This window comes from Hymenobacter radiodurans (genome assembly GCF_004355185.1).
Classification (GTDB): domain Bacteria; phylum Bacteroidota; class Bacteroidia; order Cytophagales; family Hymenobacteraceae; genus Hymenobacter; species Hymenobacter radiodurans.
In genome coordinates this window covers 1981018-1996308 of sequence record NZ_CP037922.1, presented here as the reverse complement: position 1 = coordinate 1996308, position 15291 = coordinate 1981018, and the positions used below count along the sequence as shown (strand labels likewise).

Below are 15291 nucleotides of genomic sequence, written 5' to 3'. Positions count from 1 at the left end.
ATCTGTACGGGGGCTTTTTGACAACAGAAACTAGTTTCCGCGGCCGTGCATCATGTGGAACAGCTTCTTAGCAATGGCAATCAGAATCAGACCAGCCAAAATTACGAAGCCGGCAATGAGGCCGAATACTTTCAAAGCACCCAGCTCTTCCACGTAAGCAGCAATGTAGCCACCGGCAATCTGAGCCACGAAGGGAGCTAGGAACCACACGCCCATTAGTGCTGAGGTATAGCTGATCGGGGCCAGGCGCGTTACCATGGATAGGCCGATTGGCGATAAGCACAGCTCGCCGATGGTGTGAAAGAAGTAAGTAGCGAGCAACCATAGGATACTGGCTTTCACCGTGGTATCGCTCACGTCGCCGCCGCGCTCCATTACGGCGCCTACCATAAACAGGAAGCCCATACCTAGCAGCACCATTCCTAAGCCCATTTTTACGGGAATGCTCAAGTCTTTGCCCTTACGGCCCAGGCTTAGCCATACGCTAGCGACAATAGGTGCCAGCGCGACGATAAACAACGGGTTCACCGATTGGAACCAGGAAGTAGGAATCAGGTAGCCAAATACTTCACGGTCGATGTAGCTATCGGTGTACAAGGTTAGGGAGCTACCGGCCTGCTCGAAACCAGCCCAGAAGAACACCACGAACAGCGTAATAATGAAAATTACCGCCATACGGTCGGTTTCCTCTTTCGACAGCGTCTCTTTCGGCGCGTTTTTGTCCTTTACCACTTTCACCGGAGCCAAGCCAATGGGGCCGAGCAAGCGGGGGGCAAATAAGTTGAAGATGATCTGACCCAGCACCATTCCTAAGCCAGCAGCCAGGAAGCCATAGCGGAAACCGTAGTTGCTCACCTGCTCCACGCCATCAACGACGGTCTTGGTAGCGAATAAGTCTTCCGCAAAATAGCCGCACACCAGCGGCGCGAGGAAGGCGCCGATGTTGATACCCATGTAGAAAATAGTGAACGCCGAGTCACGGCGCGGGTCGCCTTGCTCGTAGAGCTGGCCTACCAGCGTAGAGATATTAGGCTTAAAAAAGCCATTGCCAATGATAAGCAGCAGCAAGCCTAGGCAAGTAGTCAGCGGCAGGCCAAATGCCACGGCCGGACTACCAGGAGTAGTAGAGAATAACGAGAACTGACCCAGGGCCATCAAAGTACCGCCAATAAGAATTGCACGGCGCTGCCCGATGAAACGGTCGGCAATCCAGCCCCCAATGATAGGAGTAAAGTACACGAAACCAGTGAAATACCCGTATATAAGAGTGGCGGTTGCGGCGGGCACTTCCAAACCACCAGCCAGGATAGTCTTGGTCAGGTACAGTGTCAGCAAGCCCCGCATACCATAGTAACTAAACCGTTCCCAGAGTTCAGTAAAGAAGAGCAGATACAGTGCCTTTGGATGTCCTTGCTGTGCGGCAACCGGTGGCTGTTCGGGCACGACGGAGGCTGATTGCATGTAAAAGATGAGTAAGATGGAGGTGGAAGAGAAAGCGACCCGAAACAGCGGTCGGGGGTTTGTAAAGCTACAAAAGTTTCGCAACTGCCAACTTTTGCCCCCGAGGAAGTATTACTTCAGCAACAGCATAGCGAATTTTCGCTCATGCCTTAGCAAAACACAGCACACCCGTGGCTCACTCGGTTTTTTGACTACTTTTGTTCTAAGAATTCCCATTTCCCACCCACCCCATTTATTGTTTATCGGCTTATGATGGACACCGCCACCCACGCTCTTCATCGCCTTCAGCCCCTCGGTTTTACCCAGGCGGCTAAGGTACATCTGAACCTCACCCCGCCGAACTGGTGGAAGAAGCCCTTCGCCGCGGCGAAGGCACGCTCACTGACACTGGCGCGCTCATGGCCGATACTGGCAAGTTCACTGGCCGCTCGCCCAAAGACCGCTTCGTAGTAAAGGACGCCAACACGCAGGATAGCGTGTGGTGGGGCGATATTAATATCCCCTTCGACGCTGATAAGTTTGATCAGCTTCAGGAGAAGATGGTGCAATACCTGGCCGATAAAGAAATTTATGTGCGCGAGGCCTATGCTGGCGCCAACCCTGACTACCGTCTGAATCTGCGCGTCGTAAACGAGCTGGCTTGGCATAACCTCTTCTGCTACAATATGTTCCTGCGCCCCGCTGATGGCGAGGATACTACCTGGACGCCTGATTTTAGCATCATCTGTGCGCCCGGCTTCGAAGCCGATCCAGCCGTGGACGGCACCCGTCAGCCCAACTTTGCCATTCTGAACTTTACCAAGAAAATGATTCTCATCGGCGGCACTGGCTACGCTGGCGAGATGAAAAAAGGCATTTTCGGCGTACTCAACTACTTGCTGCCGCACGAGCAGAACACGCTACCGATGCACTGCTCCGCTAACGTAGGCAAGGATGGCGACGCAGCCATTTTCTTCGGCCTATCGGGCACTGGCAAAACCACTCTTTCGGCTGACCCCAACCGCGGCCTCATCGGCGACGACGAGCACGGCTGGACTCCCAACGAGGGCATCTTCAACTTTGAAGGTGGCTGCTACGCAAAAGTCATTGACCTGAGCCGCGAAAAGGAGCCGCAGATATGGGATGCTATCAAGTTCGGTTCTATTGTCGAGAACACGCGCTTTATTCCCGGCACGCACACTGTTGATTATGCCAATAAGTCGGTGACGGAGAACACCCGCACGGCTTACCCTATCAACTTTATCGACAACGCCATTGAGCCATCGGTAGCCGATTCACCAAAGAATATCTTCTTCCTGACGGCTGACGCGTTCGGCGTTTTGCCTCCCATCAGCAAGCTGGATAAGAGCCACGCCATGTACCACTTCATGTCGGGCTACACGGCAAAGGTAGCAGGCACCGAAATGGGCGTTACGGAGCCACAGACGACGTTCTCGGCTTGCTTTGGTGCCGTTTTCTTACCTCTACACCCCACGAAGTACGCGGAGATGCTGGGCCAGAAAATGGACGAGCATCCCGACGTGAATGTGTGGCTGATCAATACTGGCTGGACCGGCGGCAGCTATGGCACCGGCTCACGCATGAAGCTGAGCTACACGCGCGCCATGATTACGGCCGCACTCAACGGCGACCTAAATAACGTGGAGTTAACTAAGCACCCCATCTTCGGGGTGGAAGTACCGGCCTCAGTCCCTAGTGTACCAACCGAGATTTTGGAACCACGCAACACCTGGGCTGACAAGGAGGCATATGATAAAACGGCAGCCTCTTTGGCCGAAAAATTTGTAACCAACTTTAAGAAGTACGCCGATTTCGCGAATGAGGAAATTCTGGCGGGCGCTCCTAAAGTAGCTGTGGAAGCCGGCGTGTAAAGCCGCAACACTTGTTTTGTAAAAAGCCCCCCAGTCGTGTACTGGGGGGCTTTTTCTTGCATATCATGCAAACCTGCTAGTTTTACTTCTCGATTCAACCATTCTATCCTAAGCGTTATGCGTAAGCGCCTTCTACCGCTACTCCTGCTTCTCCTCACCCCTTTCAGCCTGTGGGCATGGGGCGCGGATGGGCACCGGGCCGTGGGCAAAATTGCCGAACAGCACCTCTCCCGTCGCGCCAAGCGTGAAATTCAAAAACTGCTAAATACGGAAACGCTGACGATGGTCAGTACCTGGCCTGATGAAGTGCGCTACTACCCTGAGTTCAAGGAAACGGCTCCCTGGCATTATGTAAATACGCCCAGCGGCCTCAACCAGGACCAATACATCCAGCAGCTCAAGGCCCAAACCGTTCCAAACGCTTACAACGCCATGCTGGCGCAGTTGGCTATTCTAAAGGATAAAAGCAAGCCGCAAGCTGATCGGGTGGCGGCCTTGAAGTATGTGGTACACTTGGTGGGTGATGTGCACCAGCCACTACATGCGGGCCACGCGGAGGATAAAGGCGGCAACGATATTAAGTTGAAATATCGCGGCAAGGACACCAACTTGCATAGCCTTTGGGATAGCGGTCTGCTTGATTACCAAGGCCTCACCTACACCGAAATGGCTACTGCTTACGATGCCAAGCTGCGGGGCCGGGTAATTCGGAAGATGCAGGCTGCGGGACCAGAGCAGTGGCTCTGGGAATCCTATCAGGCGAGCAACCAGATCTATCAGGACACACCCAATAACGCCGACGTCGATTATCGTTACTACCCCGCTCACGCCGACCTGATGAAGGAGCGTATCACCCAAGCAGGTGTGCGCCTGGCGGGAATGCTGAATAAGGCGTTTAACTAAACGTGCGTTTTGGTTTTGGTTTCCTAAGTAATAACGTCTGACCTCTATTCTTAAACCCTGCTGGCTCCGTTCAGTGGGGTTTCTCATTTCAGGGGAGCACCCCTGTATCTTTGCCGCATGCCTCACACTTTTTACGCCCCCAATCTAGCTGCGGCCACGTACCTCCTGCCCGAAGATGAAAGCAAACATGCCATTCGCGTATTGCGCCTCTCCCTTGGCGACGCCGTGGATTTGGTGGATGGTGTGGGGGGCATTTTCCAGGCAGAAGTAGCAGATGCAAACCCCAAACGCTGCCTTCTGCGCGTAACCAGTGAGCAGCGTGTGCCGCGTCGCGCTTACGCAGTGCACCTAGCGGTAGCGCCTACCAAGAACCTGGACCGCATGGAGTGGCTAGTGGAAAAAGCCACCGAAATTGGGCTCGACCGCCTCACTTTCCTGCGTTGCGCCCGCTCCGAGCGCCGTGAGCTGAAATTAGACCGGCTGGAGAAAATTGCAGTAAGCGCCCTAAAACAGTCAGGCCAAGCGTGGCTGCCGCAGCTAGATGAACTCACCGATTATTCCGCTTTTATTTCTGCACTGGAACCAGCCACCAGCTTTATTGCGCATCTGGCTGAAGGTGAGCGCATAGCTTTATCGCAGGTAGCAGCGCGGGGGGCAAATTGCTGCATCCTGATTGGCCCGGAAGGCGACTTCACACCGACCGAAATTCAGGCTGCCTTAGCACGGGGCTTGCAGCCTGTCACGCTTGGCGAATCGCGACTGCGCACGGAAACCGCCGCGCTGGTAGCTGTCATGATTGCGAATTTCTGCCGGTAATATATTTATAAATTATCCTCAACTAGACGTACTCGCTGAACTCTGCGAATGTTTAACAGCAGAGAAATAAATATTTGCAGGCATGAATATATAAGTTTGAACTACAGCAGACGACATGCGGAGGAGTATATATCGAACTTTCTTACTTAGCCGTTACTTTGTAGAGGTATCGATTACCAACTGCCGTCACCACTCATGCTCAAAAACGCCCTTTTAGTTTTCCTCCTGCTCTTTGCTACGGCGGCGGCCCCCGTGGCTCCCAGCTTCCGCATTGCCAAGTTGCACTACGGCGGCGGTGGCGACTGGTACGCCAACAAAACGAGCCTACCCAACCTGATTCAGTTCTGTAATCAGACGCTAAAAACCAACATCGCGCTCGAAGAAGCGACGGTGGAGCTTGACAACCCCGAACTGTTTACGTATCCATTCGTCCACATGACGGGTCACGGCAACGTCGTTTTTACCGACGCTGAGGCTAAAAATCTGCGGCGCTACCTCACCGGCGGCGGCTTTCTACACATTGATGACAATTACGGCCTCGACAAGTTTATTCGGCCCGAAATGAAGAAGGTATTCCCCGAGCTGGAGTTTGTAGAATTACCCTTCTCCCACCCTATCTACCACCAAAAGTTCGACTTCCCCAAAGGCCTACCGAAAGTGCACGAGCACGAAGGCAAACGTCCTCAGGGTTTTGGCTTGCTCTACAAAGGACGGCTGGTGTGCTTCTACACGTTTGAGTGCGACTTGGGCAACGGCTGGGAAGACGTAGGCACCTACGAAGACCCACCCGCCACCCATGAGGCTGCGCTACGTATGGGCGCTAACCTAGTAGCGTACGCGCTAACGCAGGACTAACACAGCAGTAAGCTTTTGCTTGGTCAGTCGAAGCTCTTCCGCAAAAGTTCGCTTCACAAAAGCAGCTGGCACCGCTGAACCGAAACATCGGATTTCAGCGGTGCCAGCTGCTTTTTGCCCCCCAGAGGTAATCAACTAAGTCTGAGCTACTCGTATTTTGGTTTAAGAATCTCGCTAAGAACAAAGGCGGCCCGCAAATCAGCGGGGTTCCGCAACATAGCCTGCACGCGGCGACGGGCAGCCTGCCGGGCTTCGTCGGGGCTGTGCGCGGCTTGGCGGGTCCAGTAATCCTCGCGAGCTGGCAAAGCAGTCGCACGGGGCAAGCTAGCTGCCAAGCGCGGCTGCCGCGTAGGCGCCTCCAAGGAGCGCGCTGGTGGCATCGTTTCTAAGGATCGGGGGTCAACCTCCGTGCGTTCCAAGCTGTGCGCCACAGGTGCCTGCTCGCGGGGCAACGGACGACCAGCCGGCGTAGTAGGTCGACTGGCAGCTGGCTGAGGTTGATTACCAGCTTTATTCTGCGACTTCATTTGCTCCAGCAACTCCTGAAAAGAGGTAGTGGGCAAACCAGGAGCCTTCGGCAGCGCGGGTCGCTCACGCGATTCACGGGCTGCCATTTCGCGGGCTTTTTGCACCATGCGCCACACAAAAACGCCTAACCCCAACAAAATGATGAGTATCGTCTGGATCTTCTCCATGGAACAGAGTGCGTAAATGGTGGGAAAGCTAATCGTATTTTTTACCAAGAGGAGTCAAGCGCTTATTAGCGCACGCCTTTCTCCGGATACTTGCCCGTTTTTGTTCGGTAAAAGGCTTGAATCTGCTCTAAGTCGGCCTCGTAATTTCCCGTAGGATAAATTGGTCCGCCTACGCCCGATTCTTTGTTTTTATAGTCCAGAAAACCCAGCAGAATCGGCACATTGGCTCCCTCAGCCGCATAATAAAACCCTTTGCGCCACTTGGGCTGATATTGCCGAGTGCCTTCCGGCGTGATAAGAATCACCAGATCATCGCGTTCCTTAAACAGCTTTATCATGCCATCCACAAGGCTATTATTGCGGCTCCGATCAACGGGCAACGCGCCTAAGGAGCGCATCAGCCAGCCCACAAACGGATTATCGACCCACTCTTTTTTTACAGTGAAGCGCACGGGCACATTCATCAGAAAAAAGGAAGCGCGAGCGTAGAGAATATCCCAGTTGCTAGTATGCGGAGCCGCAATCATGATGGCCTTCGTGATGCCCGGCGGCACCCGCGAAACCAGTTTCCAGCCGGTTATCCAAAACCAGAATTTAGAAAAGTAGTACCAGAAGAAAGGCGTAGTAGAGGCTCTTGGCATATTGATTTTTTGGTGGACCAACGAAAAAATGCCCCCCAGGGTTAAAACTAGGGAATTTTTGAGCAACGTCGGTACTTATTGAAGGGCGCGCAGCTGCGGCGCCAGACTTATCGTGTAGTGATAGCCGATATCGTAGAGCTCCGTGGCCCGGCGGTAGCTGAGCGTGCGGAAGTTGCGCAGTTCAGGTGGCTCAATAAGCAAATCGCAGCGCAGACGGCGGGCGGGCGTATTGGCATTGATGCCTAGCAGCAAAGTCCGCTCTACTAGGCTCCGAAATGTAGTGATACGCGCCGCCGGATTTACGGGGTTGCAATGCACACCAACTATGACAACATCCTGATCTAGCAGCGGCTCTACGGGCAGGTTATTCAGTAAGCCGCCATCCACCAGCTGCCGCCCCTGATACTCCACGGGCCGATAAAGCACCGGCACCGCCGACGACCCCAGCAAGGCCGGCAGCAATGGCCCCTCCGAAAAGTACACCGACACACCTTCCACCAAATCAGTTGCTACCAGCGTGAGCGGGCGCTGCAAATCGGCGAAGGTAAAATTGCCCCCCAGATGCTCTTCCAAGAGTTGTTTAACTGCATCCAGATTGAGTAACCCATGCCGACTAAATGCCGGGCGTAGCAAGCGGGTAATAGGCATGGCCGTAAACAGGCGCAGTACCTCAGCCGGCTTGAAGCCAGCTGCATAAAAAGCCCCCACAATTGCCCCCGAGCTCACTCCTACCAACCGGCCAATCGGAATTTCTAGCTCATCCAGCGCCGCCAGCACGCCCAGATGCGCAATGCCACGCGCCCCACCTCCTGATAACGCCAAGCCGATTTCCCGCATCTGGTATTACAGCGAGTTAAAGATCTTCCACGCGCAGCGTTTCCGCCAGGCGCACCCCTCTATCGGTGGCCTGCACGGTGCAGGCAGCACTAGTGGGGTCGTGTTGCAGCAGAAGCACCCAGTTTTCGGCAGCAGCGCGGTTGAGTACGGCTTCCTTTTCGCTCAACGTCTCTAACGGACGCACATCATATCCCATCACGTACGGCAACGGAATGTGTCCTGCTGAAGGCAGCAAATCGGCCATAAACGCCAGCGTACGGCCTTTATACTCCAGCACTGGCACCATCATTTTCTCTGTGTGGCCGTCAGCAAAAATTATTTCCCGAAACTGCGGCAGCGCCGAAGCTGCACCAGGCGCCAGAAACCGCAAGTGCCCGCTTTCTTGAATTGGCAGAATATTCTCCTTGAGAAAGCTGGCTTTCTCGCGCGCATTCGGCGTCACGGCCCATTTCCAGTGCGCCTCGTTTGACCAATAGGTAGCATTGGGGAAAGCCACTTCCAATTTGCCCCCCGGCGTACGCACCACCGAGCCACCGCAGTGGTCGAAGTGTAAGTGGGTCAAAAATACGTCGGTAATATCGGCGGACGTGAAGCCTCGCTGCCGCAGTGAATTCTCCAGCGTGTCATCGCCGTGTGGGTAAAAGTGCGACCTGAACTTCTCGTCTTGCTTGTTGCCCATGCCGTTGTCGATGAGGATGAGGCGGTTGCCATCCTCAATCAGCAGGCTACGCATGGCCCAGGTGCACATATTGTTGGCGTCGGGCGGATTCAGCTTTTGCCACATGCTTTTGGGCACGACGCCAAACATAGCGCCACCATCAAGCTTAAAGAGGCCAGTATCAATAGTATAGAGATTCATACACTACGCAGTACACAACATGAACACACCAAAAAGCTGCTTCCCAGCCGGTTGCTTTAGGCTATTCAGCTACAACGCCCATAGCTGAAAACTTGTCAATACGCTGGCTGATGCGCTCTTCCGTTGGCATCGCACTAAGCTCATCGAGCGTCTTAATCAGCGTCTTTTTTAGCGTATCAATCATTTTGGGCACATTGGTATGAGCACCACCCAAAGGCTCCTTCACGATACCATCCACCAGTTTGGCCTGCATCATATCAGTAGCCGTGAGCTTGAGGGCTTCAGCAGCCTGCTCTTTGTAATCCCAGCTACGCCACAGAATACTAGAGCACGATTCCGGGGAAATAACAGAGTACCAAGTATTTTCCAGCATCAGCACCCGGTCGCCAATGGCAATACCGAGTGCCCCGCCCGACGCACCTTCCCCAATGATGACGCAGATAACGGGCACCTTCAGCAGAAACATCTCCTTCAGGTTGCGGGCAATTGCTTCCCCTGCCCCCTCTCTTCGGCTTCAAGCCCCGGAAATGCGCCAGGCGTATCAATGAGCGTTATGATAGGCTTGTTGAATTTTTCTGCCAGTTTCATTAAGCGCAAAGCCTTGCGGTAACCTTCTGGGTTTGGCATACCGAAGTTGCGAAACTGCCGCTGCTTGGTATTTCGGCCCTTCTGCTGGCCGATAAACATTACCGAGCGGCCATCCAAATCAGCAAACCCACCTACCATGGCCTTATCGTCGGCTACGGTACGGTCGCCGTGCAGCTCGATAAACTTGCTGGCCATACCCTCGATATAGTCGAGGGTGTACGGGCGGTCGGGGTGGCGGGAGAGCTGCACGCGCTGCCAACGGGTGAGGTTGGCATAGGTTTCTTTTTTGAGGGCCTTAATTTTGGCCTCCAGCGCCGCAACGGCCTCCGACACATCTACCTGGCTGTCAAGTGCCAACTGTTGCATTTCGCGGAGCTTGCCTTCGAGGGCGGCTATTGGTTGTTCGAAATCGAGGAGCATTGCCGAGTAAAATAGGCGTCAGATAACGAAAAAAGGGATTGAGACCAGACAAAGCTGCCCCAAGCCAGAGTTAGCAAAGGTAAGCGAAACCGCTCCACCCACTATAACAGCAGCTCTGAAATGGGGTCAGAAAAAACAATGTCGCTGAAAAACAGCCACAACCGTACAGAATGCCTTTTTTTCTGTAAAAAAATGCCCCCTATGTTGTGCAGTCTCAAACCTCCTCCTACCTTTGCAGCACTTTAAGGGAAAACAAACGGTTTACCCACTAAGCAAATGGTTCGGTAGTTCAGTTGGTTAGAATGCCGCCCTGTCACGGCGGAGGTCGCGGGTTCGAGTCCCGTCCGGACCGCAAAAAGGCTCTTAGCACTACGCTAGGGGCCTTTTTTCGTTTTGTATTATCGTCTAAGTATCGGCCTTGTTGGGCGTTAAAGACTCTTACTTCTGCTCATGTCTACTCATACATGAGGTTCTACGTTCTCTATTCCTTTCTGATGGTCTTAACGCGGTGAAACGTACTTGCTGGTTTCTCAACAAGCAACCGTAGAAACTGACCGGCAAAATATTTCAGAGATGGGTACTGAGTAGGGTAATTCTAACTAGGCTTGACCTAACCTAGGTACCACATAGAAGCTTAAGGCTAACAATTGACAGTCTAGCCTTTACTATAGTGTACTTCTTAACCTAGAACCTGATGCAAGTATCCTTCGACTTCCCTCCTGCCTTCATTCCGAACCTTGCCGCTGCCATTGCTCAGCATCTAAACGCTCCTGTAGCTACTCCTGAGCGCAAGGATGCCATGCTCACCGTAACCGAGGCGGCGAAGTTGCTATGTGGGTCACCCAAATATGTGAGACAATTAATCTCACTAGGTAAAGTGAAGTACATCGACGCTAATAGAGGCACAGGATTACGACCTAGCTACACGTTGATGGAATCGGACGTTCGGGCCTATCTGAAGGACCTACGGAGGTAACCTAGACAACCCTTCGTCTAGGAACCCAGCGAACATGACACGGAGCCTCCGGTAGTTGGCCTCATGCTGAGGTAGGGTCGCTTCGGCTTGGTGATAAGCAGTATACGTAACACCATTGGCGTAACCATCGTGGACCTTGTCTAGGATTCCCGAGACCGTCAGACTCATATAATTCTCTAGCATCTTGTCTTCCCACTCGTCGAATACGCTCTTGAGAGCAGGCCAGGAGCCACCGGCGTTCTCCTGTCCGTGAATCGCGTAGTGCAGGCGACCAACCGGAACATCAGCGTCGTGAACTTGCCTCCATGTTCCAAGTTCCAGAGGTTCAAAATGGCTTCATCGTCGGGCTTGAGCGATAGAGTTATTTTCATGTTCCTACTGCAAATTCACTTTCCTATATATACTCTGGGCGTTGCGGAGAATAGAAGTTATCTTTCAGTCGTTCTACGTTAGCTACTTTCCTTATCCTGTTATGGTTAAATTATTAATCGGGCTTCTACTGGTGGGTTTCCTACTCGGCTGCCAAAAAGACCCTAAGGAAACCGAACAAACCGGGCCACAGCCCCGCATTGTGAGTTTTGTCAGCACCGCGGATACCATCGGGGCCTTGGTGCGCATCCTGACAATGAATAGCAGCCCGGCGGCGACGGAGAACATCCTCTATTTTGATACGACGCCCACCACGCCCTTTGCCGTTCGTGGCGATACGCTACTAGTGCGCGTGCCCCCAGGAGCCACCTCGGGCCTGGTGGCCTTGCAGGTCCGGGGGCAGCGCACGACCAGCGTCACCCCCTTTACCGTGCTCAGCGGACGCTGGCGCCGCCGGGCCGATACGCCCAGTGCGCGCCTGTGGCCGGTGGTCGTCAGCAGCGGGACTGTGGCCTATTGGGGCCTAGGGGAACTCATGCCGCCCGGCTTTCGCTTCACCCAGCGGGACCTGTGGCGCTATGACCCGGCCGCCAACGGCTGGGAGCGCCAAGCCGATCTGCTCGGCCCGTTGCGCTCGAATGCGGTAGCGTTTAGCCTCGGCTCCCTGATCTACGTGGGCATGGGCCGCAATGCCAATAACACCGCATTACTGGTACATGATTTCTACGCCTTTAGCCCTACCACGAACCAGTGGACGCCCAAAGCCAGTCTGCCCAGCCCGCGGGAAGACGGCTTTAGCGTGACGTTTACGCTGAACGGGAAAGCCTACTTGGTGGGGACGAAGGCCGACCGGCGCACGTGGGAGTATGATCCGCAGGCGGATACCTGGACGCAGAAAAAAGACTTCCCCGGCTCGCCGCGCTACGACGCCGTGGGGTTTACCTTGGGCAACAGCGCCTACGTGGCTGGAGGGACAGGGGACGTCCAGGAACGAGTGCAGCTCCTCGATAATTTCTGGGCCTATACGCCCAGCACCGACACTTGGTCCCTCAAGGCGACCCTACCTCAGTCGCGCAGGGCACTGATGGCGTTTGTCGTGGGCAGCAAAGCCTACGCGGGGATCAATTTCACCAAAGACATCTATGAGTATGACCCAGCCCGCGACGCGTGGACACTGAAGACGCGGTTTCCCGGCGCGGCATTCTATTACACGCAGGGCTTTAGCCTAAATGGCAAAGGTTACGTGGTCGGTGGGATTCCGTCTATCGGCATTTCCTCAGAGCTGTGGGAGTTCACACCCTAGCTCGCTACTTGTCTATAGAGGACGGATGAGAACTAAGATTCTAGCCAAACGTGGATAATTTGCTCATCAGCTTTATCTTTTAGCTATGGAATCCACCGAACTCGCAGGAACGCCTGAAGTACAGCTGCTGCATTATGAATCGAAGCACCAGGCTGACTTTAAGCGCCTGAATACCGAATGGATTGAACAGTACTTTCACCTTGAACCAGCGGACCTGTGCGTCCTTGACAACCCGGAAGAGTATGTTCTTCAGCGAGGAGGTCACATTTTCTTAGCCAGCTATGGCGGCCAGATTGTAGGCACATGTGCGCTCTATAAAATAGATGATACGAGCTTTGAGTTGGGCAAGATGGCGGTTACGGCCGCCCTACAAGGCCGGGGCATCGGGCGGAAACTAGCAGAGGCCGCTATTGCCAAAGCTCGGGCCTTAGGCGCTCGGCGCCTGTACTTAGAAAGCAATACTAAGTTGGCTCCGGCCCTGCATCTGTACCGGGAATTGGGTTTTCGCCCTACTATCTCGGGTTTGCCCTCGCCTTATGAGCGCAGTGACATCCAACTCGAATTGTTTCTTTGACATAAGCCGCTCAATATATGTATGTTCAGCACTACTGCTACATTGTGCATTTCTGCGCGCTTTAAGCCATTTCGTCGAGTATAAGAAGAATAGGTATGCTTTTGATTAAGCCACGAAAAAAGCCCCCCAGTTTAAGTCTGAGGGGCTTTTTTCGAAGCAATTTCGTACAAATTACTACTCACAATGAGCACAATAGCCAGGAGGGTATTACCTGCATTCATAATGAGGCTATTCGTCCCGCTTCCTCACATCACATAGTACGTGCTGGCAAGAGGCATATTCTCTTTCGGCAAATTCTTATCCCCAATCATCTGCTTCAGATTTACCTCAATGGTGCGGGCAATGGCCGTCACGGGGGTATCTGTGGGCTTGCCTTCAAAGGGATCCTGCAGGTGAATGGCCATTTTTTCGATTAGGAAAAACGCGGACGAGATAGCGACGACCATTAACACCTCTAGCACGCCGAATATCTCGAGGAGAGCGAAGGGCAGCAACAGCACAAAAAAGAATAGGGAAAAGTGAGTATACAGCGTGTAGGTCACCGGAAACACAGTGTTTTTTATCCGCTCACATTTGCCCATCGAATCCGTCAGTCGGGTTAGAGTTGCGTCGAGTTCTACCTGCTGGTAGCTGTTTACCCAGCCTTCATTTAGGGCGTAGCGCAAATCACGGGCGTGCAGTTCTAGCAAGGCGTTGGGCAGGTTATCGTGCTTGGTGATAAAAGCCAGTTCTTCGGGCGCTAGGTAGCGGCGAATTTTCTCCACGTCCATCTTATTGCGCAGCGCCATGCCCAGGCTGTAGCTCCAGGCAATTTGCCGGTTTGTGAAGCGCTCCACCCAGGCACTGATTTCCTGCGGCGCGTAGGGCGCATCGGTAAAGCAAAGAACCTGGCGGATAAGGGAGCGCGAATCGTTCACAATTGCCCCCCAGACAATGCGGGCTTCCCACCAGCGGTCGTAGGCCTGGTTCGACTTGAACGCCAGCAGCAACGAGAGCACCGTACCGAGCACCATCGGAACGCTCAGTGGCAGGGAAAGCGACATGACATGAAAAAATTGGTCTTCTATCGCGATCAATGTGGCGTAGACGAACACAAACAGGACCTCTCGCTTTATTTTCCCAAAGACGTAGCTAAGCGGAATTTTGGTTCTTAATAACATAATAGGATCGTAACTAGGCGTTACCAGAAATACATGAGCAAGGATAGTCGCACTCTACGCGACCGATAGGCAAGGCACTTTCGTGTTGATGGCTTTGTCGCGGACACTGCGGTTGCGACCCTTGCGCAGGTAATCGAGCATGCTTCGCTTTTTGCAGGTAACGACTAGGTCTACTTCAAACTCCTCAATAAAGGAAACCACACCGGTTGTCAGGTCGCGCTGCTGCTGCAGGTGCACCGAGAATTCCACGCCGTGCAATACAGGGGCAGCATACAGCGCGTCCAAGGCTTGTTTTATCTTGGCCGTACTGGTGCCAGGGGCAAACACGAGCAGGAACGTTACGTGGTAGTCTTTCCTACACAGCAGGTCAACCAGCGCTTTGTCGGGCAGGGTGTTCGTGCGAGCTTCTTCGTCCAGCACAAAGGCGATTTTGCGGAACTGGGTTGTTTCGAAGAACTCGGGGATATATAAAACCGGAAAGGGAATATCCTGTACCAAGCTGCTGAAATGCCGCATTGCCTCCGATGGGTTCGTCAGAGATACAGGGCTCAGCACCAGATCAATCTGATTATCAATAACGAAATTTTTGATTGTCAGAGAGGTGTCGCAGCAGAGATGAACAATACGGATATCGTGGATTTCGAGTGCATAAGACTTTTGCAGCCGCTCCAGGGCCTTCACAAACTCGGCGTCAGGCTCCCGAGCCTTGTCCGCCTCGCGCGGCAACAGCAGCAACTCAGTAATAGAGTCGGGTAAGGGCGTGTGGTGCAGCAGAGTAATCTCGCAGGTTTCCCCTTTTAGTAGGGTTAGGGCGTGTTTAACCAGATTTAGAGAATAGAGGGTTAACTCGGTTGGAATTACTATTTTTTTCATAATGATGTTCTTGGTTCGTTGATAGACTGGGCAGATAGAAGTCAGACAAAGCAAAAACACCCTAATTAAAGTGATATTAACAGGAGGTTA

Annotated in this window: 13 protein-coding genes, 1 tRNA gene and 2 pseudogenes; 8 read left to right on the top strand and 8 right to left on the bottom strand. The window is 53.4% G+C overall.

Annotated elements, in window-relative coordinates; all coding sequences use genetic code 11:
• Window positions 1-30 precede the first annotated feature (30 nt).
• Window positions 31-1461: a peptide MFS transporter gene (locus EPD59_RS09475; protein ID WP_133272564.1), complete on the bottom strand. Its 1431-nt coding sequence runs from the start codon at window positions 1459-1461 to the stop codon at window positions 31-33.
• Window positions 1462-1710: 249 nt separating this feature from the next.
• Here EPD59_RS09475 and pckA point away from each other — a divergent pair.
• The 4 genes and pseudogenes from pckA to EPD59_RS09455 all read left to right on the top strand — a co-directional run bounded on the left by pckA (window position 1711) and on the right by EPD59_RS09455 (window position 5906).
• Window positions 1711-3332 (top strand): annotated as a pseudogene (pckA, locus tag EPD59_RS09470) (phosphoenolpyruvate carboxykinase (ATP)).
• Between the two features lie 117 nt (window positions 3333-3449).
• Window positions 3450-4235 carry a S1/P1 nuclease gene (locus tag EPD59_RS09465; protein ID WP_133272563.1) on the top strand — a complete coding sequence of 262 codons (786 nt, stop codon included), beginning with the start codon at window positions 3450-3452 and terminating at the stop codon, window positions 4233-4235.
• 117 nt (window positions 4236-4352) lie between these two features.
• Window positions 4353-5051, top strand: coding sequence for a 16S rRNA (uracil(1498)-N(3))-methyltransferase (locus EPD59_RS09460; RefSeq protein ID WP_133272562.1), 699 nt, complete (start codon window positions 4353-4355; stop codon window positions 5049-5051).
• Between the two features lie 195 nt (window positions 5052-5246).
• The gene (locus EPD59_RS09455; protein ID WP_133272561.1) at window positions 5247-5906 is read left to right on the top strand and encodes a DUF4159 domain-containing protein; all 660 of its coding nucleotides are present in this window, start codon (window positions 5247-5249) and stop codon (window positions 5904-5906) included.
• 146 nt (window positions 5907-6052) lie between these two features.
• Here the strand turns inward: EPD59_RS09455 and EPD59_RS09450 are convergent, their stop codons facing one another.
• The 5 genes and pseudogenes from EPD59_RS09450 to EPD59_RS09430 form a co-directional block, all read right to left on the bottom strand.
• Window positions 6053-6601, bottom strand: coding sequence for a hypothetical protein (locus EPD59_RS09450; protein WP_133272560.1), 549 nt, complete (start codon window positions 6599-6601; stop codon window positions 6053-6055).
• 65 nt (window positions 6602-6666) lie between these two features.
• Entirely contained in the window at window positions 6667-7242 is a 576-nt protein-coding gene (locus EPD59_RS09445; RefSeq protein WP_133272559.1) for a 1-acyl-sn-glycerol-3-phosphate acyltransferase, read from the bottom strand.
• Between the two features lie 75 nt (window positions 7243-7317).
• On the bottom strand, window positions 7318-8079 hold the full coding sequence (locus tag EPD59_RS09440) for a patatin-like phospholipase family protein (RefSeq protein ID WP_133272558.1): 762 nt from the start codon (window positions 8077-8079) through the stop codon (window positions 7318-7320).
• A gap of 16 nt (window positions 8080-8095) precedes the next feature.
• Complete coding sequence (locus tag EPD59_RS09435; protein ID WP_133272557.1) at window positions 8096-8938, bottom strand: MBL fold metallo-hydrolase; 843 nt, start codon at window positions 8936-8938, stop codon at window positions 8096-8098.
• Window positions 8939-8999: 61 nt separating this feature from the next.
• A pseudogene (locus tag EPD59_RS09430) lies at window positions 9000-9946 on the bottom strand (acetyl-CoA carboxylase carboxyltransferase subunit alpha).
• Window positions 9947-10224: 278 nt separating this feature from the next.
• On the opposite strand from EPD59_RS09430, the gene EPD59_RS09425 reads away from it, so the two are divergent.
• The 4 genes from EPD59_RS09425 (at window position 10225) to EPD59_RS09410 (ending at window position 13168) form a co-directional block, all read left to right on the top strand.
• A tRNA-Asp gene (locus EPD59_RS09425) sits at window positions 10225-10298 on the top strand.
• Between the two features lie 342 nt (window positions 10299-10640).
• Window positions 10641-10922, top strand: coding sequence for a DNA-binding protein (locus EPD59_RS09420; RefSeq protein ID WP_133272556.1), 282 nt, complete (start codon window positions 10641-10643; stop codon window positions 10920-10922).
• A gap of 472 nt (window positions 10923-11394) precedes the next feature.
• Window positions 11395-12594, top strand: coding sequence for a Kelch repeat-containing protein (locus tag EPD59_RS09415; RefSeq protein ID WP_133272555.1), 1200 nt, complete (start codon window positions 11395-11397; stop codon window positions 12592-12594).
• An 85-nt stretch (window positions 12595-12679) separates the two neighbouring features.
• Window positions 12680-13168 carry a GNAT family N-acetyltransferase gene (locus tag EPD59_RS09410; protein WP_133272554.1) on the top strand — a complete coding sequence of 163 codons (489 nt, stop codon included), beginning with the start codon at window positions 12680-12682 and terminating at the stop codon, window positions 13166-13168.
• 245 nt (window positions 13169-13413) lie between these two features.
• On the opposite strand, the gene EPD59_RS09405 is transcribed toward EPD59_RS09410, so the two are convergent.
• Window positions 13414-14328, bottom strand: a complete 915-nt coding sequence (locus EPD59_RS09405) for a bestrophin family protein (RefSeq protein ID WP_133272553.1) — start codon at window positions 14326-14328, stop codon at window positions 13414-13416.
• Between the two features lie 54 nt (window positions 14329-14382).
• Entirely contained in the window at window positions 14383-15201 is an 819-nt protein-coding gene (locus tag EPD59_RS09400) for a universal stress protein (RefSeq protein ID WP_133272552.1), read from the bottom strand.
• Between the last annotated feature and the right edge of the window lie 90 nt (window positions 15202-15291).